We start from the raw sequence: 22,722 nt of genomic DNA on the forward strand, positions 1-22,722 counted from the left end.
TTCCAACGCGCTGCAGTTTCGCCCGCGTGCCTATTCCTACATCGGCGCGGTGCCGATGCTGGATATCTTCGACAAGCCGATCAACGACTGGGATTCGGTGGCCAAACGCGCCTTCGACATCGTCTTCAGCCTGATCGGCATCGTCGTGTTCTCGCCGGTGATGCTGGCGACCGCCATCGCCATCAAGCTCGACAGCAAGGGTCCGGTGCTGTTCCATCAGAAGCGGCACGGTTTCAACAACGAGATCATCGAGGTCTACAAGTTCCGTTCGATGTATACGGACAAGGCCGACCCGACCGCCAAGCAGACGGTGACCAAGAACGATCCTCGCGTCACCCGCGTCGGCCGCTTCATCCGCAAGACCTCGATCGACGAGCTGCCGCAGTTCTTCAATTCGCTTCTGGGTTCGCTATCGCTGGTCGGCCCGCGTCCGCACGCCATCGCCGCGCAGTCGCATAACCTGCTCTACAACGAGGTCGTCGACGGCTATTTCGCCCGCCACAAGGTCAAGCCCGGCGTCACCGGTTGGGCGCAGATCAATGGCTGGCGCGGCGAGATGGACACCAACGAGAAGATCCGCATGCGCACGGAGTATGATCTCTACTACATCGAGAACTGGTCGCTGCTGTTCGATTTGCGGATCCTGTTCCTGACGCCGCTCCGGCTGCTCAATACGGAAAACGCCTATTGAGTGCGATCAGCCATGATCTGCCGCAGGCCGTGGTCAACGCCAAGCTGGTCGCGCTGATTTCCTCGGGCGCGGTCTTCCTCGGCATTCTGCTGTCCGGCTTCGTCATCAGCGAGCCGGCGCCCTATGAGCTCTACATGGCCGGGCTGATTGCCATCTGGGCGCTTTTCGGCTTGCGGATTTCCCGCGCGGCAACGCCGCTGCTGGTGCTGCTGGTGACGATGAACATCGGCGGCATGATCTCCATGACGCAGATGGCGGACCTCGCCAACACGCCGCTCTATCTCGCCGTGTCGCTGTTTCTCGCCTTCAGCGCGGTGTTCTTCGCATCGATCACCGCCGTACAGCCGAGCCTCTACCGATTGATCTTCATTGCCTATGTGGTTTCGGCCGTGGCCACCTCGCTGCTTGGCATTGCAGGCTACTTCCATGCCTTTCCGGGCGCCGAGATGTTCACCAAATACGACCGTGCCGCCGGCGCCTTCCAGGATCCGAACGTGTTTGGACCGTTCCTGGTGCTGCCCGGCATCTATCTGCTCTATTTGCTCCTGACCGGACCGGTGACGCGCATGCCGCTTTTGGCGGTGCCACTGCTGATCATCACCGCCGGCATCTTCTTCTCCTTTTCGCGCGGTGCCTGGGGCATGTTCGCCGTTTCGGCCGTCCTGCTCACCGGCTGCCTGTTCCTGCAGAGCGCCAGCGGCATGTTCCGGCTGCGCGTGGTGGTGATGACGATTGCAGCACTGGCGCTGCTGGTCGTCGCCATGATCGTCATCCTGCAGCTGCCCGGCGTGTCGGAGATGTTCTCCAACCGTGCCCATCTCGAACAGAGCTACGACACCGCCCGCCTCGGCCGCTTCGCTCGCTACGGCATCGGCTTCCAGATGGCGATGGAGCATCCGTTCGGCATCGGCCCGCTGGTCTTCGGCACGATCTTCGGTGAAGACACCCACGACATCTGGCTGAAGATGCTGATGGACTATGGCTGGCTCGGCTTCGTGTCGTTCCTCGGCCTCGTCTTGTGGACGATAGCAGCCGGCTTCCGCATCCTGCTGCGCGACCGGCCGTGGCAGCCCTATCTCCTGTGCGCCTATGTCGCCTTCATCGGCAATATCGGGCTCGGCACCTTCATCGACATCGACCACTGGCGCCATGTCTACCTGCTGCTCGGCCTGATCTGGGGCGCCATCGCGCTGGAATACCGCCATCAACTGCTGTTGCGGCCTGCCAAGGTTCAAGCCTTAGGTGAAGGCCGACACAATTTGCAATTCTGCTGATCTGGCCGAATTTCCGGCCAAGGGGACTCCGGGGAAAGTCCTGTTTCGAAATGGTCGGAGTGGCCGGATTCGAACCGACGACCCCTTGACCCCCAGTCAAGTGCGCTACCGGGCTGCGCTACACTCCGGACCGCGCAAAGCCCTATATTCTCAAGGGTTGGAGTGCAAGGGGCCAATGGGACAAAAACTACGAAACTGGAGCAAAGGGTGCCCCGATGACGAGAGCGCGCAACTGAGCGGGAACTCCAGATCAATTCAAGGTCGACAAAGAACGTTTCTTCGGACGAATTGGCGAGCAGATGAACATAGCAGCACCAAACTCAACCGGTAATTCGGCCTACGGAATGCTGGTAGCCTATACCGGCTTCGTCTCAACCAAATGCAGAATAGCGTCGGCAACCTCATCAATAAATTGCCCTTCGGAAGCGTTGTCAGTAGGCCATTTCTTATACAGTGTCTCGCCTAGCAGTGGATAATTATCATCCACCGAAAAATTACTGTCAATTACCGGAAGTATTCGTCCCTTTCTGTCGATATTCATCGAAATCGCCGAATTTAACTCCTTGTTGGTCCAGCCTTTTTCGGAGAACTTCTGAGAGAGGAACGGGACGAAGTATCTCGATTTCAAAAGACCATGATTAATTTTTTCAACAATAGATTCTCCCCAGCTGATACTCGTTTCGTCAAAGAAAACTTTAATTCCTACGTGTTCAAGCTTGTCTTTAAGCCTTCTGATTTTTTCCTTGTCTTCGCTTGCGTGAGACAAGAATACATCGAATTCGCGAACTAATTCTGCCATCTTCAACACCCAGGTCGGCTCCGTCAGGCCCGCCACAACAGCGTCTTTGCAGAGCTTGGCCAACACCGTATCGTCCACGCCACGCACCTGCCTTATGAACGCTAAATTGCCAGTAATGTGGCTCCACATTTTCTGTTCATCAGCGCCTTTTTCAAGCCATATCTTTGCAGCCTCGGTCGCGCCAAAGCGCTTAACAGAGTGTATTTTCATTCTCAAGCGAGAGATATCGCGCCGCCACACGTTTGCTTTTCTGTTAACGACCAGGCCAGTGACCTCCTGTCGTTCATAAGGGAAAAGAATCCTGGTTTTTGAGTGGTTGATCTCGAATCCAGCGCGCTTAAAAGAATCAATAATTGATTGCTCTAAATGAACATCTCTCCTGCCAAATCCTGGCTCCCAGCTCTGAACTATATGAGAAGGAACTGACCTCTTACTCGAGGAAAACGTCATATCATCTGCATATCTCGTATATTTAAGCTGCTCTTTAGCCGCGATGGTTACAAGCCTCTTGTCCAAATTATGCGCAATTATATTTGCCAACAATGGCGATGTCGACGCCCCCCTGCGGCAGTCCGTCTTTATAGGTGGTAATACGCGCCAGAATGGTGGCTACTCGTTCATTGAATCCAAAATACGGAGATATAAATAAACCTCGGACCCGTGCGAAGCTAATCGATGGATAGAAGTCTTTTACATCGATATTTAATATCCATTTTTGCTTCTCATGATATCTAGCATTCGTTAGAAACGATTGCCCCTTAACGTATCCCTTCACGAAATTTTTTGGGGTGTAGTGAGCACAAAGGATAGATGCAAAGCGGCTCTGCGCAAGCGCGAGACCCTTACGTGGCGCCGAGATGTTGCGAACACCACCCCGCTTTTTGGGTATATCGAAATCCCGATAATACGTTCCGTCAGCAGCATGCTGAATTACGTAGAAGAACTTCTCCGGATCAAGGCCAAGAGCAAATGCTACGTCTTTCACAGAGTGCGCTATCCGCAGTGAGAAAAGCGGCCCGCCAAAGCTGTCATGTGTCTTGTTTTCTAAGGCTTGGCCCTCGCTCTTTACCTTTCGTCGGATCGCCGCAGGGTCGCCCCCGCCGGCGCAGCAATATGTATTGACATTTCAGCGAGTAGCCGTGGATTCAACGGCTCCAACTAGAGGGCCAAGCCGTGGTGCCAAGTTATTGCCGTGAGCCAGTGTTTGTCAATTGCGGAACCTCGAACTACAAGATAATGTTTACAAGGCGATGGCGCCCCTGATCTCGACATGTTCAAGAAGCAGCCTCTAACAGCAAGACGGCAATCGAGCTGAGCAAACCTGACCCCAGTCAATTGCGCTACCAGGGTGCGCTATACTCCGGACCAATCGCGGTGTGTTGTGACAATCCCGCTTGGGTCAACCGAAGTACGGCTACCATCGCAATGGTGCGATCCTGGGTGTCTGCACGCTCTATAAAGCCGTACCTGCCTACCCTTGGCACACATCAACCCAACCAGCCCCAATCAGCTCGACCATGCGCTGCGGGCTGATCCGCACCGCCGCATTGGTGGCGCCTGCCGCGGGCACGACCTCGTCAAATTCGCGCAGCGATACGTCGCATAGACCGGCAGCGGCGCCGGCAGGCCGAACGGGCAGACGCCGCCGACCGGGTGGCTCGTCGCTTCGACAACTTCCGCCGCGTCGAGCATGCGCGGCTTGCCGCCGAACTGGTCCTTGAACTTGCGGTTGTCCAGCCTGGCGATGCCGCTGGTCACCACCAGCATGGTGCGCTCGCCGACGCGCAGGCAGATCGTCTTGGCGATCTGCGCCGGCAGCACGCCATGCGCCTCGGCCGCCAGGGTCACCGTCGCCGAGCTCGCCTCCGTGACGATGACGTCGATATCAGGCGCGTGGGCGGCGAAGAACGCACGAACTGAGTCCAGGCTCATATCGAAAAACCCATGGTTCAAAAACTTGAAGGACGGCGGATTGCTGTCCAGCAGCCGGGGCCGCCGCGCATATAAGCACGCGCGGCATACAAATCGGCAAGCGCCAGGCTGAAGCAGACGCTGCGGCAGGTACAAAGAAACCCGCCAAGAGGGCCTTGGCGGGTTCTCTGGAATGCCTGGTGCGGGTCTACGCCAGCGACCGACCTTGCGCCGCCGGCGGCGCAGCCGGGGTGATCAGAGCTTCCTGGGGAAGGTGAAGCGCGGACACAATACGACGCAGCTTCGACGGATCGGTCACTCTGCCGCTTTCGATATCCTCAATCTCGTCCACCGCCAGGCCGCATGTCAGGGAGAGCTCTTCCACGCTGTAACCGCGGGTCTCCCGCATCGCTCTGAGGGTGTTGTAATCTGGCCCGCTCCCGTTGGTTGCCGGTTCGGAGTGGGGTTCGCTTTTCGCATTATGGGGCATTGGCAACTCCATGACTGAAAGAGTTTGATCAAATGAGGAGTGTTGCCTGAGACGGTCGGGAAGATGCCCTCTCGCCGGCGATTTGCCAAGGGCCAAAAGGGCCGTCACGGGATCGTGAACCGGGTGCCTGGCGCGGCCTCTGGCGCACACGTCGCGATCAAGTTGTTTTGAAGGCCTGATTGGCCTTTTGCCGGCAGTTTCGCCGCGCCCATTCGTTATCTCCGGGTCGCTGGCGCGAAACCATCCGGTTCCAGCCAGTTCTTTCCCGGAAGGATTTTTTGCAATGAACTTGAAGACAGTCATGGTCGTGCTCGGCACGATTTCCAGCCTTTCCGTCGCCGGCGCGGGCGCCGCCCAAGCCGCAGGCGCGCTTCGTGTGCGCGGCACGGTGGTCAGTTTTAAGCCCACGCTGCTCACCGTGAAAACCCGCCAGGGCGATACCGACGCGATCAAGCTCAAGGCCGGCTGGAAGATCTCGGGCGTCGCCAACGCCTCGGCAACGGGCATCAAGCAGGGCGATTTCCTCGGCATTGCCTCCGTTTCGAAAGCGGATGGCGGCAGCGGCGCCCTGGAGGTGGTGGTCTTTCCGGCCGCGCTGAAAGGCACCGGCGAGGGTGACCGCCCCTGGGACCTGCAGCCAAACAGCCGGATGACCAACGGCACCGTCGCCGACGTTACCGATATAAGCGGGCGATCCGTCACACTGACCTATGACAATGGCCAGACCAAGAAGATTTCGATTCCCGACACCACCCCTGTCGTCACCTTCGCGCCGGCGACGCCGACCGACCTCAAGCCGGGTGCGACGGTCTTTGTCACCGCTGAGCGGGGCAGTGACGGCGCACTGAGCGCCAGCCGCGTCGTGGTCGGAAGCAACGGCGTCGTGCCGCCGATGTAGTCGGACAGGCGGCCAATGGCCGCCTCTCGATCTTGCCGTGCATGGTGGCGGGAGGCTGGATTGGGCAGAAACAGTCCAGAAACAAAATTCTACAATCGGGAAATACTGACGAAAAAATTCAGGCGCGTAATTCCATTCGCGGCGGCCGGGCTATCGCCCCGATCCATATGCGCCCGCGAAACAAAAGGAAACGATCCATGAAGAAGTCCCTCCTCTCGGCCCTCGGGCTTGCAGTTGCATTGGCTTTCACGGTGCCCGTCATCGGCGCGACGAGTGCGGATGCGGCGCCGATGGCAAAGCATCATCGTCACCACCATCATCATCGCCACCATGTCCGCCATCACCATCATCACCGCCACCACCACCATGTGATCGGAAACAAGGCCTAAGCACCGCAGACTGCCACCGAGAAAACCGGCCTTGGCTTCCTGTCCAAGGCCGGTCGTCCCTTGGCATTGCGGCGCGTCAGCTCGACACGATTTGGGCGCACCAAGTTCGTCGAATGACGGCGCCAGCTATCTCCAACATCAGAAGCACCGCCTCAGCGCCGGCTGAACAGCAGACTGGCGACAAGACCGAGCACCACAAGGCCGACAGCGGCGGCAGCCGCCGGATGGTCGCGGGCCGACCTCTCGATCACCCTGCCCTGTTTGCGCAGTGCCGGCATGGCGTCGCGCAGACGCCCCGCAAGATCGGAATAGGTGTCGAAGGCTGCATCGCGACCGTCCTCGTAGTAGGCGCCGCCTCGCCTTGCCACAGCCCTCTTCAAGCTGGCCAGTTCTTTGGTGAGAGCCGCGACCTGCCTGTCGAGATCGATGTCCGAGAGGGTCGAAAATGATGCCATGATGTGTTTCCTTCACTTGCAGAAGGAAACGTAACGCCTCACCGGAAGACGGGTTCCGGTTTCGAACTATCGCGTCGGACTGCGGTCAGCGCACCTGATCAAGCAGGCGCTTGCATTCCAGGAGGTCGAACAGCGCCTCCTGCAGCAAGGCCCTGTTGTCGCGCGAGAGTTTCGAGGCATCCGGCTGCACCGGACCGTCCTCGTCGCTCTTGCCCAGGCCGAAAAAGCGACGGCTGGGTTTGACGCGCGGCTGGCCGACCAGTTCGTCGTCCATGCTGCGCGGCTGGGCCGCCGACGTCAGCGGCACCTGGTCAGCCTGCCTTCGCTGCGAGATCGCCTCGACGGCGGCCATGTCGCCATTGCCGATGGCAACCAGGAAATGGTTGCCGTTCTCGCGCAACAGCTTCTGCACGCCCTTGATGGTGTAGCCCTGGTCGTAGAGCATATGGCGGATGCCCTTGATCAGCTCGACATCCTGCGGCCGGTAGTAACGACGGCCGCCGCCGCGCTTCATCGGCTTGATCTGGTTGAAACGCGTTTCCCAGAAGCGCAGCACATGCTGCGGCAAATCGAGATCTTCGGCGACCTCGCTGATGGTACGAAAGGCGTCGGGGCTCTTGTCCATGGGCGAATCCTCACGCTGGACGATGATCCGGCCTAGCTGCCGAATCGGGGCTTATTTCAGCGGTTTATGAAGCAATATTCAAGCCCGGCGTCATGGCGGCGGCGGTTTTCAACCGCGCAGTAGGATTACTTGCCGCTTTTGGCCTTGCCGCTCTGATGGGAGCGCAAGATACGGCTCTTCAGCACGTTGGACGACTTGAAGGTCATCACCCGACGCGGCAGGATCGGCACTTCCTCGCCGGTCTTGGGATTGCGGCCGATACGCTCGTTCTTGGAGCGGACGTGGAATGTCGCGAAGGACGACAGCTTCACCGTTTCGCCGCGCACGATGGCTTCGCAGATTTCATCCAGCACCGCTTCGACGAGTTCGGCCGATTCAGTGCGCGACAGGCCGACCTTCCGGTAAACTGCCTCGGCAAGGTCGGCGCGCGTAAGTGTCTTTCCCCCCATGCGACCGTCCCATCAGCTCAAAACATAAAATTCGGCACAACAACGGCAGAGCCTAAGTAATTGATCCGTCAAGGTCAAGGACCGAAACTGGACCGTTCGGCACTTACCAGCGAACCAGGACAGCGCCCCAGGTGAAGCCGCCACCCATCGCTTCCAGGAGGACGAGATCGCCCTTCTTGATGCGGCCGTCGGCAACGGCCACCGACAGCGCCAACGGCACGGAAGCAGCCGAGGTGTTACCGTGCAAATCGACCGTAACCACCACCTTTTGCTCAGCTATCCCGAGCTTCTTGGCGGAAGCGTCAATAATTCGTTTATTGGCCTGGTGCGGCACGAACCAGTCGAGATCCTCGGCTGAGATACCGGCTTGCGCGAACGTCGCCTCGATGACGTCGGTGATCATGCCGACCGCGTGCTTGAAGACTTCGCGGCCCTCCATCCGGAGATGGCCGACCGTACCCGTCGTTGACGGCCCGCCATCGACAAAAAGCTTGTCCTTGTGCGTGCCGTCGGAGCGCAGGCTGGCCGCCAGAACGCCATGGTCGGCGATCGTGCCCGCGCCCTCGCCCGCTTCCAGGATCATGGCACCGGCGCCGTCGCCGAACAGCACACAGGTCGACCGGTCGCTCCAGTCGAGAATGCGCGAGAATGTTTCCGAACCGATCACCAGGACACGCTTGGCCAGGCCGCCGCGGATGTAGAGATCGGCGGTGGTCACGGCATAGACGAAACCCGAACAGACCGCCTGCATGTCGAAGGCAAAGCCGTGATGCATACCGAGCCGGTTCTGGATCTCGACGGCGGTGGCCGGAAACGTGTTGTTGGGCGTCGAGGTCGCCAGCACGATCAGATCGATGTCGGCGGGCGTGAGGCCCGCATTGGCAAGTGCGGCACGTGCCGCCGCTTCCCCCAGCGAAGCGGTCGTCTCGTCATCGCCCGCGATGTGGCGCTGGCGAATGCCGGTGCGCTGGGCGATCCACTCGTCGGAGGTCTCGACCATGCCTTCGAAATCGGCATTCTTCATGATTCGGCGGGGCAGCGCGGCGCCCGTGCCGCGCACGACTGATCTGATCAAAGTTCTTTCCTATTCCTTTGCGTCGGTGACGACGTCGGATTTCCTAGATGACAGGGCGCGCGGGTTGCGCGCATGAAACAGGTCCAGATCGGCCTCGATACGGTCGAGGAGGTTGTTGCGGACCATGTCATAGCCGAGTTCGATCGCGGCGGCGAACCCGTCAGAATCAGCACCGCCATGGCTTTTGACGACGATCCCGCTCAGCCCCAGGAAAACGCCGCCATTGGAGCGGCCGACATCCATCTTTTCGCGCAAGCGGTTGAAGGCGCCCTTAGCGAAGACGTAGCCGATCCTGGCCATCAGGGTGCGGCTCATCGCGGCGCGCAGATAACCCGCTATCTGGCGCGCCGTGCCTTCCGCGGTCTTCAGAGCGATGTTGCCGGCGAAGCCCTCGGTCACCACAACGTCGACCGTGCCCTTGCCGATATCGTCGCCCTCGACGAAACCGTGATAGTTCATCGAGGCCATGTTGGCTTCGCGCAGCATGCGCCCCGCCTCCTTGACCTCTTCCTGGCCTTTGATCTCCTCGACGCCGACATTGAGCAGGCCGACGCTGGGCCGGGCTATGCCGAAGACCGAGCGCGCCATGCCGGTGCCGAGAATGGCAAAATCGATGAGCTGTTGCGCATCGGCCCCGATGGTCGCGCCGACATCCAGCACCACGCTTTCGCCGCGCAATGTCGGCCAAAGGGCTGCGATCGCCGGGCGATCGATGGTGGCCATGGTGCGCAGGCAGAACTTCGACATCGCCATCAGCGCACCGGTGTTTCCCGCGGAAATGCAGGCGTCGGCCGTGCCGGCCTTGACCGCTTCGACGGCCTTCCACATCGATGACTTCCAGCGGCCGTGGCGCAGCGCCTGGCTCGGCTTGTCGTCCATCCTGACCGCAATTTCGCAATGGAAGAATTCGCTGATCTCGGCAAGCTTGGGAAATTTGGCGAGCTCCGGGCGCACGACCTCCTCACGCCCGAAGATGACGAAGCGGATGTCGGGACGACGGGTCGCGACCGTCATGAGCGCTGGAATGACCACGGCTGGTCCGTGATCGCCGCCCATGGCATCGATGGAAATCCTGATCACGCGGTATTTGTCTCACGGTTAGGCGGCAGGTCGTTTAGCGACCGCGAAGGTTCGGCGAAAATAACGGTTTTGGGCTGCCACACAACCGACTTTTCCGTCGCGGGCGAGCTTTTCAGGATTTTCCCAGCAAGGATCGCAGTTTTTGCTGAAATTCATTCTCCGCCGGTTCGGTCTCGCTGCCGGCGTTGAGCGCTGCGCCCTGCTTACGCGGATAGGGGTCGATGGCGAGTCCGAAATACTGTTCGGCGAGTGCCCCGACATCGATCGTGTCACCGGAAAATGTCTCTGGACTGTCAGGGCCTTCCGCGTCGAGCAGGATCTCGCCGCCACCATCGAAACCCTGCCGTCCAAGCTTGGAATCCTCGGGCAGCAGCAGCGCTTCGACCGGTTCGTCGATATGCGCTTCGACAGGCTCGAGCGTGACGATGCAGGCCTGGGTGATGTCGGCTTCGACACGACCGCTTATCTTCACGCCATTGCGCTTCCACGACGCGACCAGAAGCTCGGCGCGATAGGATTCGACCGAAATCAACCCGTGCTCCTCGGCCAGTGCCGCACGCTGTGCGGCATCGGCTTCGACAACCAGCGGCAGGCCCTTTTGCGGCAGGCGCGTGATGTTTGCACGGAAGGAGACCGGGCTTTGCGGGTCCACATGCTTCATTGTTCAACCTCCTTGGCGGCGGGAAAGGTCAGCGTGCCGGAGACAATCGATTCGGATGTCTGCGCGGCCAGATGATTGCGCGCGTCGGTAACATAGTTGGCCAGCAGCGATGCTTCCAGCCAGGCGCCCGCGTCGGGCCGGACATTGCGGGCAAGAGCCGCGGTCAGCCCTTCATGGTCGTTTCTTTCCAGGGCATCGTCATAGGCAGCGGTTCGGCCATAAAACATCTTTGCCAGCTTTTTCATGCGTTTGGGCACGCCAACGTCGCCAATGCCCAATTCCCGCAACGAATGGTCGACGTCGAGGAAGAACTCGTCGATCAGCACCTGGGCGACCTCTTGCGCCGCACCGCTCTCACCGCGCAACCTGTGCTGGAACAGGAACATGTGCAGCGACAGCATCTCGAAACGGCCAAGCGGCGTGTCTGGCACATTCCAGTGGGAATAAAACACCGTCTGCCGCGCCGCCGCCACGATTTGTGCGTAAAGCGCCTCGGTGATAGCGCGGTTGGCGTAGCGTTCGCGGCCAAAAAAGCGCTGGAACATTGGGGATGGTCTCCTGGGGACCGTTTGTTGAAGTGGGCTTGTTGCATCGGCAAGCAAGCTGGTTTACCGGTTTCGCGGCCCAGCGCAAGTTGCGGCCAGCTAATGGAGTTGTTGTTGCGCGCGCTGAATTTCAAGTCGACCTTCTCGTCCAGGCCCGCCGGCGCGATCTCGCTGCTGATGATCGTTTCGGCACTATCGGCCTGCCACACCTCCAAGATGATCGGCGACCTCAGCCCGAGTGAGACGCTGACGCAAGGTTACGTCATAGACCAGCAGGCAATCGACCTGGTGCCGGTCGGTTCGAGCCGCGAGCAGGTGCTTCTGGCGCTCGGCACGCCGTCGACGACCGCGACCTTCGACAACGAGGCCTTCTATTACATTTCGCAGACGCGCAAGCGCTACGTCGCCTTCGACAAGCCACGGCTCATTGATCAGCATGTGCTGGCGGTCTATTTCGGCGCCGATGGCCGCGTCACCCAGATCGCCAATTACGGGATGAAGGACGGCAAGATGTTCGACTTCATCTCACGCACCACACCGACCGGCGGCAAGGACCAGAACTTCCTCAGCCAGATCATCAACGGTGCCAGCAAACTGGCACCCAGCATTCCGGGCGGCGGCGCCTAATTCCTTTCGGCTTCCATTCCGGGAGCCTCATCATCTCAGGCGACCAAAAACCCGCGGGAGCGATCCTGCGGGTTTTTGTTGTGGCCTCGATCAGGGCAAGATCCCCGTATGTTTGCCGGCGATGCTTAAGCCGTCAAAACCCAAGCCGGTAGATGAGATACCGGCGCATTTACCGCATGCAAGAGATCGGCTTGTTGACGCGTCGACATGGCATTGCTCAACAAAAAACCCGCGGGATCGCTCCCGCGGGTTGTTTCGGGCTGAAGCCTAGATCAGCCGTGCGCGAGCACGGCCAGCAGCAGGAGCGCGACGATGTTGGTGATCTTGATCGCCGGGTTGACGGCGGGGCCAGCGGTGTCCTTGTAGGGATCGCCGACCGTGTCACCGGTCACCGAAGCCTTGTGCGCCTCGGAACCCTTGAGATGCTTGACGCCGTCCTTGTCGACAAAGCCGTCTTCGAAGGACTTCTTGGCGTTGTCCCAGGCGCCGCCGCCAGAGGTCATCGAGATAGCGACGAACAGGCCGTTGACGATGACGCCGAGCAGCGAGGCACCCAGCGCTGCAAAGGCAGACGCCTTCGAGCCCGAGATCAGCAGCACGCCGAAATAGACGACGAGCGGCGCCAGCACCGGCAGCAGCGACGGGATGATCATTTCCCTGATTGCCGCCTTGGTCAGAAGGTCGACCGCGCGGGCGTAGTTCGGCTTCGAGGTGCCGGCCATGATGCCCGGATCCTCGCGGAACTGCTTGCGCACCTCCTCGACGATGGCGCCCGCCGCACGGCCGACGGCCGTCATGGCGATGCCGCCGAACAGATACGGGATCAGCCCGCCGAAGATCAGGCCGGCGACGACGTATGGGTTGGAGAGATCGAAGGAGATCTCGCCCATGCCCTGGAAGTAGGGATATTTGTCGCCATTGGCGGCGAAGAACTTCAGGTCGTTCGAGTACGCGGCAAACAGCACCAATGCGCCGAGACCAGCGGAGCCGATGGCGTAGCCCTTGGTCACCGCCTTGGTGGTGTTGCCGACCGCGTCGAGCGCGTCGGTGGAGTGGCGCACTTCCTTGGGCAGGCCGGCCATTTCGGCGATGCCGCCGGCATTGTCGGTGACCGGGCCGAAGGCATCGAGCGCAACGATCATGCCGGCAAGGCCGAGCATCGTCGTGACCGCGATCGCCGTACCGAAGAGGCCGGCAAGCTGATAGGTCGAGATGATGCCGCCGACGATGACGATCGCCGGCAGCGCCGTCGATTCCAGCGAGACCGCGAGGCCCTGGATGACGTTGGTGCCGTGACCGGTGACCGACGCCTGGGCGATGGAATTGACCGGGCGCTTGTTGGTGCCGGTGTAGTATTCGGTGATGACCACGATGAGACCGGTCACCACGAGGCCGATCAGGCCGCAGATGAACAGGTTCTTGCCGGTGATGACCATGCCGGCGACCGTGCCGACCTCACCCCAGCCGAGCGTCACCTGGGTGGCGACGCCGAGGCCGACGATGGACAGCAGGCCAGTGACGATCAGGCCCTTGTAGAGTGCGCCCATGATCGAGCCGTTGGAACCGAGCTTGACGAAGAAGGTGCCGACGATCGAGGTCAGGATGCAGGCGCCGCAGATGGCGAGCGGATAAAGCATGGCCGCACCCAACACGGCGGTGCCGCCAAAGAAGATGGCAGCCAGAACCATGGTGGCGACGACAGTCACCGCATAGGTTTCGAACAGGTCGGCGGCCATGCCGGCGCAGTCGCCGACATTGTCGCCGACATTGTCGGCGATCGTGGCCGGGTTGCGCGGATCGTCTTCGGGAATACCGGCTTCGACCTTGCCGACGAGATCGCCACCGACGTCGGCGCCTTTGGTGAAGATGCCGCCGCCGAGACGAGCGAAGATCGAGATCAGCGATGCGCCGAAGCCGAGCGAGACCAGCGAGTCGATGACGATGCGGTCATTGGGCTGGAGGCCCATGAAGTGGGTCAGGATGAGGTAGTAGATCGACACGCCGAGCAAGGCGAGGCCAGCAACCAGCATGCCGGTGATGGCGCCCGATTTGAACGCGATGTCGAGGCCGGCAGCGAGGCTGTTCGATGCGGCCTGCGCCGTGCGAACGTTGGCGCGAACGGAGACATGCATGCCGATGAAGCCGGCGGCGCCTGAAAGCACCGCTCCGATCAGGAAGCCGATCGCGGCGGTGATGGACAGCAACCACCAGGCGAGCACGAGGACGACGACGCCAACGATGGCGATGGTGGTGTACTGACGCGCCAGATAGGCTTGTGCGCCCTCGCGGATAGCCGCGGAGATTTCCTGCATGCGTGCATTGCCCTGATCGGCCGCAAGGACCGAACGTGTCGCCCAGATGGCGTAAAGGATTGAAAGCAGGCCGCAGGCGATGACGGCGGAAATAATTGTCATTGCCGGATTTTCCTCGATTGATGGCCCAAAAGAACCCCTCCCTGGGCCGTTGAGACAAAGACCGGATTCCGAGCACGGAATCCGCCTCTTCGCAGCGGTGTATGCGAAACAGGGCTGCGAACGTCAAGATATTGTTCGGTTTTTGCCCGGCTTTCGCCCAAATGGTTGGGACCAGGCGGCGGCTGCCGTCAGCACCCGGCGATTAGATCGATTGAAATTAGCCCTGACGCGGGACGCGGCTACTCTGCCTCCCGGCCCATCCGGCGCGCCGTGTAGCGCTCTATGGCCGACAGGCCGTCATAGATCAGCACGGCAAGGGCTGCCACGATCAGGCCGCCCTGGAGGATGAAGGCGAGATTGTTGGATAACAACCCGGCGATGATCACTTCGCCCAGCGTTTTGGCTGCCACGGTCGAACCGAGGGTCGCGGTGGCAAGGCTGATCACCACCGACAGCCTGATGCCGCCGAGAATGATCGGGGCGCTGAGCGGCAGTTCGACCTTGGTGAGCCTTTGCCAACCGGTCATGCCGGCGCCGCGCGCCGCCTCGACGACATTGGCAGGTAGCGTCGTCAGGCCGGTCAGCGCGTTCTCGAAGATCGGCAGCAGACCGTAGAGAAACAGCGCGATCAGTGTCGGCTTCTCGCCGAAGCCGACGGCCGGCACAGCGAGTGCCAGCACCGCCACGGGCGGAAAGGTCTGGCCGATGTTGACCAGGCTGCGCGATAGCGGCAGGAATTCGGCGCCGGCGGGCCTGGTGACCAGGATGGCAAGCGCCACCGCAACGATGGTTGCTGCCACGGTGGCGATCAGAACCGTGCGCAAATGCAGCAATGTCAGCGTCAGCAGGCTGCCCTGGTTGTAGATCACCGGCGCATTGTTTTCGGTCAGCGGCTTCAGCAGCGGCACGAACCAGCCGGGATTGGTGACGAAGGCAACGAGCAGCATCACCAGGGCAAGTCTGAGCAGCGATGGAAGCCAGGCCTTCATGCGGGCCTCGCCGCGCGCTTCACCAGCCCGTCGACGGTGACGCGGCCAAGCGGCTTGCCATCGGCGCCTTTGACCGGCAGCGCCGGCCGGCCCGTCCACAACAATTCGGCCAGCGCGTCACGCTGGCTGGCGTCGCCGGGGATCGCCTCGCCTTCGGCGGAGCCCTTCTCCACGGCATCGCGGACCCGACCGAGCGACAGCAGCCGGAACGGCCTTTCGCTGGCGCCGACCAGGGTCTCGACGAAGGCGCTTGCCGGCTTTGCCAGGATCTCGGCGGGCTTGGCGTATTGCACCAGCTTGCCGGCATCCATGACCGCGATCTTGTCGCCCATATGCACGGCCTCTTCCATGTCGTGGGTGACCAGGATGATGGTGGTGCCGAAGCGCTTCTGGATCGCCAGCAGATCTTCCTGCGCCTTGTTGCGGATGATCGGGTCGAGGGCGCCGAACGGTTCGTCCATCAACAGCACGTTGGGCTCGGCGGCGAGCGCGCGGGCAACGCCGACGCGCTGTTGCTGGCCGCCGGACAGTTCGTGCGGATAGCGCGGCCCGAAGGCTTCGGGGTCAAGCTGATAGAGCGTCATCAGTTCGTCGACCCGGGCCTTGATGCGGTCCTTGTCCCAACCGAGCAGCACCGGCACGGTGGCAATGTTCTGCGCCACCGTACGATGCGGGAACAGGCCGTGACCCTGGATGGCGTAGCCGATGCTGCGGCGCAGCTCATAGCCGGGCAGCGAACGATTGTCGGCGCCGTCGAGCTTGATGATGCCCGAGGTCGGTTCGACCAGCCGGTTGATCATGCGCAGCAACGTCGTCTTGCCGGAACCGGACGTGCCGACAATGACGGCTATGGTGCGCGGCTCGATGACCATCGACACGTCATCGACCACGGTCGTCGCGTCATAGCGCTTGGTAATGCCTTCGATCTCGATCATGCCGTTTCAACCCTGCGCCTGGTGGCGGTCATTTCGATCACCGCATCGAGGATGATGGCGGCGGCAAAGGCGAGCGCGACCGTTGGCACCGCGCCGAGCAGCACAAGGTCCATCGCCGTCTGGCCCACACCCTGGAAGACGAATACGCCGAAACCGCCGCCGCCGATCAGCGCGGCAATGGTGGCGAGGCCGATGTTCTGCACCAAGACGATGCGGATGCCGGTGAGGATGACGGGAAAAGCCAGCGGAAACTCGACGCCGAACAGGCGCTGCCTGTCGGTCATGCCCATGCCGCGTGCGGCGTCGTTGGCGGTGCGCGGCACGCCAGCGAGACCGACCACGGTGTTGGCCACCACCGGCAGCAGCGAATAAAGGAACAGCGCGACGAAGGCGGGGGCTGTGCCGATGCCGCGAATGCCGAGCGCGGCAGCCCCCGGCACATGCGTGGCCACCCAGCCAAGCGGCGCGATCAGCAGGCCGAACAGCGCGATCGAGGGAATGGTCTGGATGATGTTGAGCACGTTGAGAACCCCGGCGCGCAGACTTTCGACACGATGGCAGAGAATGCCCAGCGGCAGGCCGACGACCACTGCCGCAAGCAGCGACCCTAGCGCCAGCGTCACATGCTTGGAGCCCTCCGCCCAGAAACTGTCGGCGCGGTTGAAGTATTCCTTCAGGATCGACAGATTGTCCCAGCTTCCCGAAATCAACAGCAGCCCGATCGCGAAAGCCGCGACGACAAGCACGCCAACTCGTGCCAATGGCGACAGGTTCAGCCGTGTCAGCACATCGGCAAGCAAAAGCGTGAAGGCAAAGATCAGAATCCAGAAACCGGAGGCTGGCGAAACTCTCGCAAAGGTGTTGCCCTCCGGCGTGAGAAATGTTCCGGCGACGCCGATCAGCAGCGCGAGCGCGGCAAGCGCCACCACGCTGGCGGCAAGGCGCAGCGCAAGCGGTGTCTTGAACAGCGCGATGAGTGCTGCGGCGACGATCATGACGAGCAGCAGCGTCCCGGTGGTTGCCGGCAGCGCCTCAAGAATCGAGCGCGCCTGGCCGGGGACGATGCGGTTGGCACGGAACGTGGCAAAGGGCGCGGCAAAAGCCGCGTAGGCTGATATAGCGGCGATGACCACGCCGAGCTTGTCGAAGCGGATGTTCACGCCCTCCCCCGTCAGTCGATCCGGCGCGCCACGAAAGCGGCGCGCCGGAATCGTCCTACTTCAGGAAGCCGTTCTTCTTCAAAAAGTCCTCGGCGACGCCCTTGACCGGCTCGCCGCCGACCTGCACGCGACCATTCAGCTCCTGCAGCGTGACGAGGTCGAGCTTGGCGAAGACCGGCTTCAGCAGCGTCTCGATCTCGGGATGTTGCTTCAGCACCGCTTCGCGGATGATCGGCGCCGGCTGGTAGACCGGCTGCACGCCCTTGTCGTCGTCGAGCACGACGAGCCCGGACGGTGCGATGCCGCCATCGGTGCCGTAGACCATGGCCGCATTGGCGCCGTTGGTCTGGTTGGCGGCCGCGGCGATGGTTGCCGCGGTGTCGCCGCCTGAGAGAGTGATCAGTTGGTCCGGCTTCAGCGTGAAGCCATAGGTGGTCTGGAAGGCCGGCAGTGCAGCCGCCGAATTGACGAACTCGGCGGAAGCCGCCAGCACCACCTGACCGCCGCCCGCGACATATTTGCCGAAGTCGGTGAGCGTGGCGAGCTTGTTGGTCTCGGCGACTTCCTTGCGCAGCGCGATCGCCCAGGTGTTGTTTGCGGGCGACGGCGACAGCCAGACGATCTTGTTGGCGTCGTAGTCGAGCTTCTTGGCCGTTTCATAGGCCTTGGCGGCATCCTTCCAGACCGGGTCGTCGGCCTTCTCGAAGAAGAAGGCGGCGTTGCCGGTGTATTCGGGATAGATGTCGATCTCGCCGGCGGTGATCGCCTTGCGCACCACCGGCGTGCCGCCGAGCTGGATGCGGTCCGATGTCTTGATGTTGTTGGCGTTGAGGACGAGCTGGATGATGTTGCCGAGCACGCCGCCCTCGGTGTCGATCTTCGAAGAGACAACCACCTGGGCATTGGCGGAAGCCACCGTGATGCCGAGCGCCAATGCCGCGCCGGCCAGAAACTTGACTGAAAACATTGTGAAAACCCCTAGCTATGAACCGAAACGCGATGACCGCATATGAGCATGGCTTCAACGGCCAGTCGGGGCACACGGTTTCATAACAAGGGGGATCAGCGCAATATTTTTGTTCGGAAGGCCGATTTTGAGGCGACGCTGGCGATCTGCTGCCATCTGGCGGATAATGCCATAGGGTGCGGGTGGCAAACACGGAGAGCGTGTCATGGCCATACACAAAGTCGGCTACCTCATCGGAAGTCTTGCCCGGGAATCCATCAACCGCAAGCTCGCGAAGGCGCTCGTTCAACTGGCTCCTCCGGAACTTGAAATGACGGAAATCGCCTTCAGGGATCTGCCTCTTTACAGCTACGACTATGATGCGGATTTCCCGCCGGTCGCCCGGGATTTCAAAAAGGCGATCGCGTCCGTTCAGGCCGTCCTGTTCGTTACCCCGGAGTACAACCGCTCGATCCCTGGCGGATTAAAGAACGCGATCGACTGGGCGAGCCGCCCCTATGGAAAGAATTCATTCGCGCGCAAACCGTCCGCCGTCATCGGAACATCGCCGGGCGCCATCGCAACCGCTGTCGCCCAACAAAGCCTGCGCAGCGTTCTGAGCTTCTGCAACTCACCCCAGATGAATGCGCCGGAAGCCTATATCCAGTTCACGCCGGGACTGATAACGGACGACGGCGAAGTGACGGTCGAATCCACCGAGGACTTCCTGCGCAACTACATGGCTGAGTTCCATATGTTCATAGCGAGGGTGCTTCAGGTGTTGCCGCCGGACGCATAGGTTTGGCGTCAAGCCGGGCGCGCGCTCGTCACCTTCAGCGCGCCCAGCGCCACGAAGCACAGGACGGTGACCGGAAAGACTATCCAGTTCAGCATCTCCCAGCCCCAGGCGTTGTAGACCATGCCCGACATCAGTGAGGCGCAGGCGACGGAGCCGAACAGGACGAAGTCGTGGAAGCCTTGCACCTTGCCCTTTTCCGACGGCCGGTAGGTGGAGGCCACCATTGCGGTCGCGCCAATGAAGCCGAAGTTCCAACCAAGGCCCAGCAGGATCAGCGACGTCCAGAACTGCCACAGCGCCAGGCCCGACAGAGCGACAATGGCGCAGCCGATGAGCAGGATCAGGCCGGTGGTCACAATGCGTTCGGCGCCGAAGCGATGGATCAGCGAGCCGGTGAAGAAGCTTGGCGCAAACATCGCCATGACGTGCCAGGAGATGCCCAGCGTCGCGTCGGTCTCCGACAGTCCGCAGCCGACCATGGCCAGCGGTGCGCCCGTCATGACGAAGCTCATCAGCGCGTAGCTGCCGACCGCACAGAAAAGCGCGGCGACGAAACGCGGCTGCGTGACGATTTCAGCCAGTGGTCTGGCGTCGCTGTCGGCGATCTCCACCTTGCCGGATGCTTTCGCCGGCAGCCGCAGGAAGGACAGGATGATGGCGCCGACGGCGGCCAGCGGCAGGATGGACACGAACGAACCGGCAAACATGACCGGCGCCAGCGATTCGCGGGTGAAGATGACAATCTGCGGCCCGAGGATAGCGGTGACGATGCCGCCGGCCAGCACGAAAGAGATGGCGCGCGCCTTGAATTCCGGCGGTGCGTTGTCAGCGGCGGCGAAGCGGAACTGCTGGACGAAGGCGCCGCCGACACCGATCGTGAGCAAGCCAAAGGCAAACAGCCAGAAGCTCCCTTGAAAAAGCGCAAGCGTGGCGACGAGGCCGCCAAGCGCCGTGACGATCGTTCCGGTCATGAAGCCGCCGCGCTGGCCCATTCTGCGGATGATGGCCGCTGCGGGCAGCGCGCCGAGCGCCACGCCGATGTTGAAGCCGGTGATCGGCGCTGTCGCCAATGATTTGTCGGGGCCAAGCAGATATTGCCCGGCCAGCGCGCCCACGGAGATGGCGATGGGGGCCGCCGAGCCGATGATCGCCTGCGATGCGGCCAGGATCAGCGCCGTGCGGCGCGCCTCGCTGCCTGCCTCGACGGCGATTGCCGTCATGATGCGTCCTTGCCGCGCCCCTCGCCACGCACCCGGCGTGACACACGGTCGAGCACGGCATTGACCAGCTTCGGCTCGTCTTCCTCGTAGAAGGCCTTGGCGATGTCGACATATTCGGAGACTATGACGGCGACCGGGACATCCTCGCGCTTCATCAGTTCGTAGACGCCGGCGCGCAGGATGGCGCGCAGCGTCGAATCGAGCCGCGACAGCGGCCAGTCCTCGGTCAGCGCCTGGCGGATGATCGGATCGATCGTCTTCTGGTTCTCGACGACACCCGCCAGGATAGCGCGAAACCATTGCGCATCGGCCTCGCGATAGAGCGCGCCGTCGACTTCCTTGCCAAGGCGAAACGCCTCGTACTCGGCGGTGATCTCGAAGACACCGCTGCCGGCGACATCCATCTGATAGAGCGCCTGCACGGCGGCCAGACGGGCAGCGCCGCGCTTGTTGGCGTGGCGCATCGCGGGCTGCCCGGGCGAAGCGGGTTCGCTCACGATCGCGCCCCCAATTGTTCCTTGAGGGCAATCATGGTCAGCGCCGCACGCGCGGCAAAGCCGCCCTTGTCGCCTTCCGAGCGCTTGGCGCGAGTCCAGGCCTGGGCGTCATTCTCGGTGGTGAGAATGCCGTTGCCGATGCAGACCGAGTCCTGCACGCTCAAATCCATGAGCGCGCGGCTGGATTCATTGGCGACAATGTCGAAATGGTAGGTGTCGCCGCGGACGACGGTGCCGAGCGCGACAAAGCCATCATAATGTGTGCCGCCTTCCGTCGCGCCGTCCAGTGCAAAGGTGATCACCGCGGGGATCTCCAGCGAACCTGGAACGGTGACGACGTCATAAGTCGCGCCCGCCTCATCGAGCGCGCTTGTCGCGCCATCGAGCAGCGCGTCGGCAAGGTCGTCGTGAAAGCGCGCTTCGACAATGAGCAGATGCGCCTTCGCCTTCGGACGAATGAAGGCTTTGCCGTGTTGGGATGTACCAGCCATAAAAGTCTCCGGGGAGTTGCCGGTGACTTAGGCCGAAGCCGGGTTCATCGCAAGCGGAAGATTGCTGGATGGACTCCTGTCCTATCGATCCTCTCGCGTATGCCACAGGCGCAACACAGAAATTGTCGTGTTCTGTATCTCGTAACGAATTTCGTAGCTGCCTACCAAAATGCGACGCACTTCTCGTGGTTCGAACTCTTCCAGTCTCTCACCGATGCGCGGATATTCGACCAACCGTGCCGGCGCGGCAATAAGCGACTGCACGGCACGTGCGGCCGCCGGGCCATTTGCTAGCACGAGAAAATCATGTAGCCGGACCAAGTCGGACAAAGCCTTGTTGGTCCATTTCAACTCCATCAACGAGGCACCGGCAGTGGCTTGTCGGTACCAAGACTCTCAGCCCACGCCTGCACGGCCTGGTGATCGATGACCCGTCCTGCGTCGACATCGGCCATTGCTTCAAGCGTGAGCCGTCGGCGCTCCTCCTCCAAATCCACCCACGCGGAAAGAGCTTGTTTGACGATCCAGCCGCGTGGGCGCTCAAGGCGGGCAGCCAGTTGATCTACCTTTTCAGCCAGCGGCAGCGGAACGTGAGCGGTGATTACTTTTGTATCCATCAGAGCCTCACAATCAGATTTAATCATAGCGATTAAAACTGATTAAGTCGAGGCCAGCAGCACTTAAAGCCCCTCTTTCGTCGCCTCGACCAGCCGCGCCGCATAACGCGCCATGGTGTCGATCTCGAAATTAACGCGGTCACCGACCTTGCGCTCACCCCAGGTGGTCACGGTCAGCGAATGGTGGATCAAAAGCACGTCGAAGCGCGTGCCTTCGACCTTGTTGACGGTGAGCGAGGTGCCGTCGAGCGCGACCGAGCCCTTGGGCGCGATGAACTTCGCCAGGTCGCGCGGCGCTTCCAGCGTGAAGCGCACGGCATCGCCCTCATCCTTGCGCTCGATGATCTCGGCCATGCCGTCGACATGGCCCGAAACGATGTGGCCGCCGAGTTCGTCACCGATCTTCAGCGCCCGCTCCAGATTGACCTTGGTGCCGGATTTCCAGCCCGAGGCCGTGGTCAGCCGCAAGGCTTCCTCCCATGCTTCAACCTCGAACCAGCGTGCATTCGAAACGCTGTCGGGCAAGGCCGTGACCGTCAGGCAGACGCCGCCGCAGGAGATCGAGGCGCCGATGGCGATGGTCTGCGGGTCATAGGCTGTGTCGATGCGCAGCCCCACCCCTTCCCTGAGCGGCTTGACGGACGCGACAGTGCCGACATCGGTGACAATTCCGGTAAACATCGGT

At 61.4% G+C, this 22,722-nt stretch carries 26 protein-coding genes, 1 tRNA gene and 1 pseudogene; 5 read left to right on the forward strand and 23 right to left on the reverse strand.

All coding sequences use genetic code 11. The features are described 5' to 3' along the window. Both EN955_RS22345 and EN955_RS22350 read left to right on the forward strand, forming a co-directional pair. The coding region (locus tag EN955_RS22345) for an exopolysaccharide biosynthesis polyprenyl glycosylphosphotransferase (RefSeq protein WP_127223456.1) at positions 1 to 691 on the forward strand (691 nt) is incomplete at its 5' end. Beyond that, complete coding sequence (locus EN955_RS22350; protein WP_024504671.1) at positions 688 to 1,965, forward strand: O-antigen ligase family protein; 1,278 nt, start codon at positions 688 to 690, stop codon at positions 1,963 to 1,965. The genes EN955_RS22345 and EN955_RS22350, both read left to right, overlap by 4 nt. A gap of 51 nt (positions 1,966 to 2,016) precedes the next feature. On the opposite strand, the gene EN955_RS22355 is transcribed toward EN955_RS22350, so the two are convergent. From EN955_RS22355 to EN955_RS35520, 5 genes and pseudogenes are all read right to left on the reverse strand, one after another. After that, positions 2,017 to 2,093: transfer RNA gene (locus EN955_RS22355), tRNA-Pro, on the reverse strand. A gap of 227 nt (positions 2,094 to 2,320) precedes the next feature. Further along, positions 2,321 to 3,304: a toll/interleukin-1 receptor domain-containing protein gene (locus EN955_RS22360; protein ID WP_164752879.1), complete on the reverse strand. Its 984-nt coding sequence runs from the start codon at positions 3,302 to 3,304 to the stop codon at positions 2,321 to 2,323. Continuing rightward, positions 3,282 to 3,749 carry a hypothetical protein gene (locus EN955_RS22365; RefSeq protein ID WP_032899490.1) on the reverse strand — a complete coding sequence of 156 codons (468 nt, stop codon included), beginning with the start codon at positions 3,747 to 3,749 and terminating at the stop codon, positions 3,282 to 3,284. Before EN955_RS22365 ends, EN955_RS22360 begins: the two co-directional genes overlap by 23 nt. Before the next feature lie 486 nt (positions 3,750 to 4,235). Further along, positions 4,236 to 4,696: pseudogene (locus tag EN955_RS22370) on the reverse strand (YbaK/EbsC family protein). Positions 4,697 to 4,883: 187 nt separating this feature from the next. Further along, positions 4,884 to 5,468, reverse strand: a complete 585-nt coding sequence (locus EN955_RS35520; protein ID WP_245265381.1) for a helix-turn-helix transcriptional regulator — start codon at positions 5,466 to 5,468, stop codon at positions 4,884 to 4,886. On the opposite strand from EN955_RS35520, the gene EN955_RS22380 reads away from it, so the two are divergent. Next, positions 5,449 to 6,063 (forward strand): hypothetical protein, encoded by a 615-nt coding sequence (locus EN955_RS22380; protein ID WP_024504673.1) that lies wholly within the window; start codon positions 5,449 to 5,451, stop codon positions 6,061 to 6,063. The two genes, EN955_RS35520 and EN955_RS22380, sit on opposite strands and share 20 nt — an antisense overlap. A 541-nt stretch (positions 6,064 to 6,604) precedes the next feature. Here the strand turns inward: EN955_RS22380 and EN955_RS22390 are convergent. From EN955_RS22390 to EN955_RS22420, 7 genes are all read right to left on the reverse strand, one after another. Continuing rightward, positions 6,605 to 6,907 carry a hypothetical protein gene (locus tag EN955_RS22390; protein WP_013532229.1) on the reverse strand — a complete coding sequence of 101 codons (303 nt, stop codon included), beginning with the start codon at positions 6,905 to 6,907 and terminating at the stop codon, positions 6,605 to 6,607. A gap of 85 nt (positions 6,908 to 6,992) precedes the next feature. Continuing rightward, positions 6,993 to 7,532, reverse strand: coding sequence for a MerR family transcriptional regulator (locus EN955_RS22395; RefSeq protein WP_013532230.1), 540 nt, complete (start codon positions 7,530 to 7,532; stop codon positions 6,993 to 6,995). Positions 7,533 to 7,657: 125 nt separating this feature from the next. After that, a complete protein-coding gene (locus tag EN955_RS22400) occupies positions 7,658 to 7,981 on the reverse strand; it encodes an integration host factor subunit alpha (protein ID WP_013532231.1) in 324 nt (107 codons plus the stop codon). A gap of 103 nt (positions 7,982 to 8,084) precedes the next feature. Next, the gene (locus tag EN955_RS22405) at positions 8,085 to 9,056 is read right to left on the reverse strand and encodes a beta-ketoacyl-ACP synthase III (protein ID WP_024504674.1); all 972 of its coding nucleotides are present in this window, start codon (positions 9,054 to 9,056) and stop codon (positions 8,085 to 8,087) included. 9 nt (positions 9,057 to 9,065) lie between these two features. After that, positions 9,066 to 10,136 (reverse strand): phosphate acyltransferase PlsX, encoded by a 1,071-nt coding sequence (gene plsX, locus EN955_RS22410; RefSeq protein WP_024504675.1) that lies wholly within the window; start codon positions 10,134 to 10,136, stop codon positions 9,066 to 9,068. 112 nt (positions 10,137 to 10,248) lie between these two features. Further along, positions 10,249 to 10,797 carry a DUF177 domain-containing protein gene (locus EN955_RS22415; RefSeq protein WP_013532234.1) on the reverse strand — a complete coding sequence of 183 codons (549 nt, stop codon included), beginning with the start codon at positions 10,795 to 10,797 and terminating at the stop codon, positions 10,249 to 10,251. Further along, complete coding sequence (locus EN955_RS22420) at positions 10,794 to 11,342, reverse strand: ubiquinol-cytochrome C chaperone family protein (RefSeq protein WP_013532235.1); 549 nt, start codon at positions 11,340 to 11,342, stop codon at positions 10,794 to 10,796. The genes EN955_RS22415 and EN955_RS22420 overlap by 4 nt, the downstream gene beginning before the upstream one ends. A 114-nt stretch (positions 11,343 to 11,456) precedes the next feature. Here EN955_RS22420 and EN955_RS22425 point away from each other — a divergent pair, with 114 nt between their 5' ends. Then, complete coding sequence (locus tag EN955_RS22425) at positions 11,457 to 11,969, forward strand: outer membrane protein assembly factor BamE (protein WP_013532236.1); 513 nt, start codon at positions 11,457 to 11,459, stop codon at positions 11,967 to 11,969. Between the two features lie 272 nt (positions 11,970 to 12,241). Here the strand turns inward: EN955_RS22425 and EN955_RS22430 are convergent, their stop codons facing one another. The 5 genes from EN955_RS22430 to EN955_RS22450 all read right to left on the reverse strand — a co-directional run bounded on the left by EN955_RS22430 (position 12,242) and on the right by EN955_RS22450 (position 18,434). Further along, complete coding sequence (locus EN955_RS22430; RefSeq protein ID WP_013532237.1) at positions 12,242 to 14,383, reverse strand: sodium-translocating pyrophosphatase; 2,142 nt, start codon at positions 14,381 to 14,383, stop codon at positions 12,242 to 12,244. Positions 14,384 to 14,622: 239 nt separating this feature from the next. Continuing rightward, a complete protein-coding gene (locus EN955_RS22435; protein WP_024504676.1) occupies positions 14,623 to 15,372 on the reverse strand; it encodes an ABC transporter permease in 750 nt (249 codons plus the stop codon). Further along, positions 15,369 to 16,307, reverse strand: a complete 939-nt coding sequence (locus EN955_RS22440) for an ABC transporter ATP-binding protein (protein ID WP_013532239.1) — start codon at positions 16,305 to 16,307, stop codon at positions 15,369 to 15,371. Before EN955_RS22440 ends, EN955_RS22435 begins: the two co-directional genes overlap by 4 nt. Beyond that, positions 16,304 to 17,467 (reverse strand): ABC transporter permease, encoded by a 1,164-nt coding sequence (locus EN955_RS22445; RefSeq protein WP_024504677.1) that lies wholly within the window; start codon positions 17,465 to 17,467, stop codon positions 16,304 to 16,306. Before EN955_RS22445 ends, EN955_RS22440 begins: the two co-directional genes overlap by 4 nt. A gap of 55 nt (positions 17,468 to 17,522) precedes the next feature. Continuing rightward, positions 17,523 to 18,434 carry an ABC transporter substrate-binding protein gene (locus tag EN955_RS22450; protein ID WP_013532241.1) on the reverse strand — a complete coding sequence of 304 codons (912 nt, stop codon included), beginning with the start codon at positions 18,432 to 18,434 and terminating at the stop codon, positions 17,523 to 17,525. 205 nt (positions 18,435 to 18,639) lie between these two features. On the opposite strand from EN955_RS22450, the gene EN955_RS22455 reads away from it, so the two are divergent. Further along, complete coding sequence (locus tag EN955_RS22455; protein ID WP_013532242.1) at positions 18,640 to 19,212, forward strand: NADPH-dependent FMN reductase; 573 nt, start codon at positions 18,640 to 18,642, stop codon at positions 19,210 to 19,212. Positions 19,213 to 19,220: 8 nt separating this feature from the next. Here EN955_RS22455 and EN955_RS22460 read toward each other — a convergent pair whose 3' ends face one another. From EN955_RS22460 to EN955_RS22485, 6 genes are all read right to left on the reverse strand, one after another. Further along, positions 19,221 to 20,432 (reverse strand): MFS transporter, encoded by a 1,212-nt coding sequence (locus EN955_RS22460; RefSeq protein WP_024504678.1) that lies wholly within the window; start codon positions 20,430 to 20,432, stop codon positions 19,221 to 19,223. Beyond that, positions 20,429 to 20,929, reverse strand: coding sequence for a transcription antitermination factor NusB (gene nusB, locus EN955_RS22465; RefSeq protein WP_013532244.1), 501 nt, complete (start codon positions 20,927 to 20,929; stop codon positions 20,429 to 20,431). Before nusB ends, EN955_RS22460 begins: the two co-directional genes overlap by 4 nt. Further along, on the reverse strand, positions 20,926 to 21,420 hold the full coding sequence (gene ribH, locus EN955_RS22470) for a 6,7-dimethyl-8-ribityllumazine synthase (RefSeq protein WP_013532245.1): 495 nt from the start codon (positions 21,418 to 21,420) through the stop codon (positions 20,926 to 20,928). Before ribH ends, nusB begins: the two co-directional genes overlap by 4 nt. 81 nt (positions 21,421 to 21,501) lie before the next feature. After that, on the reverse strand, positions 21,502 to 21,777 hold the full coding sequence (locus EN955_RS22475) for a type II toxin-antitoxin system RelE/ParE family toxin (RefSeq protein ID WP_024504679.1): 276 nt from the start codon (positions 21,775 to 21,777) through the stop codon (positions 21,502 to 21,504). Then, positions 21,777 to 22,037 (reverse strand): ribbon-helix-helix domain-containing protein, encoded by a 261-nt coding sequence (locus EN955_RS22480; RefSeq protein ID WP_013532247.1) that lies wholly within the window; start codon positions 22,035 to 22,037, stop codon positions 21,777 to 21,779. Before EN955_RS22480 ends, EN955_RS22475 begins: the two co-directional genes overlap by 1 nt. A gap of 63 nt (positions 22,038 to 22,100) precedes the next feature. Beyond that, positions 22,101 to 22,718 carry a riboflavin synthase gene (locus tag EN955_RS22485; protein ID WP_024504680.1) on the reverse strand — a complete coding sequence of 206 codons (618 nt, stop codon included), beginning with the start codon at positions 22,716 to 22,718 and terminating at the stop codon, positions 22,101 to 22,103. Positions 22,719 to 22,722: the final 4 nt, after the last annotated feature.

The sequence above is a fragment of the Mesorhizobium sp. M7A.F.Ca.CA.001.04.2.1 genome (genome assembly GCF_003998485.1).
GTDB lineage: Bacteria > Pseudomonadota > Alphaproteobacteria > Rhizobiales > Rhizobiaceae > Mesorhizobium > Mesorhizobium ciceri.

Coding starts and splice junctions, on each gene's coding strand:
- EN955_RS22380 (WP_024504673.1), top strand. CDS start 5,449: ATGAACTTGAAGACAGTCATGGTCGTGCTCGGCACGATTTCCAGCCTT.
- EN955_RS35520 (WP_245265381.1), bottom strand. CDS start 5,468: ATGACTGTCTTCAAGTTCATTGCAAAAAATCCTTCCGGGAAAGAACTG.
- EN955_RS22390 (WP_013532229.1), bottom strand. CDS start 6,907: ATGGCATCATTTTCGACCCTCTCGGACATCGATCTCGACAGGCAGGTC.
- EN955_RS22395 (WP_013532230.1), bottom strand. CDS start 7,532: ATGGACAAGAGCCCCGACGCCTTTCGTACCATCAGCGAGGTCGCCGAA.
- EN955_RS22400 (WP_013532231.1), bottom strand. CDS start 7,981: ATGGGGGGAAAGACACTTACGCGCGCCGACCTTGCCGAGGCAGTTTAC.
- EN955_RS22415 (WP_013532234.1), bottom strand. CDS start 10,797: ATGAAGCATGTGGACCCGCAAAGCCCGGTCTCCTTCCGTGCAAACATC.
- EN955_RS22420 (WP_013532235.1), bottom strand. CDS start 11,342: ATGTTCCAGCGCTTTTTTGGCCGCGAACGCTACGCCAACCGCGCTATC.
- EN955_RS22430 (WP_013532237.1), bottom strand. CDS start 14,383: ATGACAATTATTTCCGCCGTCATCGCCTGCGGCCTGCTTTCAATCCTT.
- EN955_RS22435 (WP_024504676.1), bottom strand. CDS start 15,372: ATGAAGGCCTGGCTTCCATCGCTGCTCAGACTTGCCCTGGTGATGCTG.
- EN955_RS22440 (WP_013532239.1), bottom strand. CDS start 16,307: ATGATCGAGATCGAAGGCATTACCAAGCGCTATGACGCGACGACCGTG.
- EN955_RS22450 (WP_013532241.1), bottom strand. CDS start 18,434: ATGTTTTCAGTCAAGTTTCTGGCCGGCGCGGCATTGGCGCTCGGCATC.
- EN955_RS22455 (WP_013532242.1), top strand. CDS start 18,640: ATGGCCATACACAAAGTCGGCTACCTCATCGGAAGTCTTGCCCGGGAA.
- EN955_RS22460 (WP_024504678.1), bottom strand. CDS start 20,432: ATGACGGCAATCGCCGTCGAGGCAGGCAGCGAGGCGCGCCGCACGGCG.
- ribH (WP_013532245.1), bottom strand. CDS start 21,420: ATGGCTGGTACATCCCAACACGGCAAAGCCTTCATTCGTCCGAAGGCG.
- EN955_RS22475 (WP_024504679.1), bottom strand. CDS start 21,777: ATGGAGTTGAAATGGACCAACAAGGCTTTGTCCGACTTGGTCCGGCTA.
- EN955_RS22480 (WP_013532247.1), bottom strand. CDS start 22,037: ATGGATACAAAAGTAATCACCGCTCACGTTCCGCTGCCGCTGGCTGAA.
- EN955_RS22485 (WP_024504680.1), bottom strand. CDS start 22,718: ATGTTTACCGGAATTGTCACCGATGTCGGCACTGTCGCGTCCGTCAAG.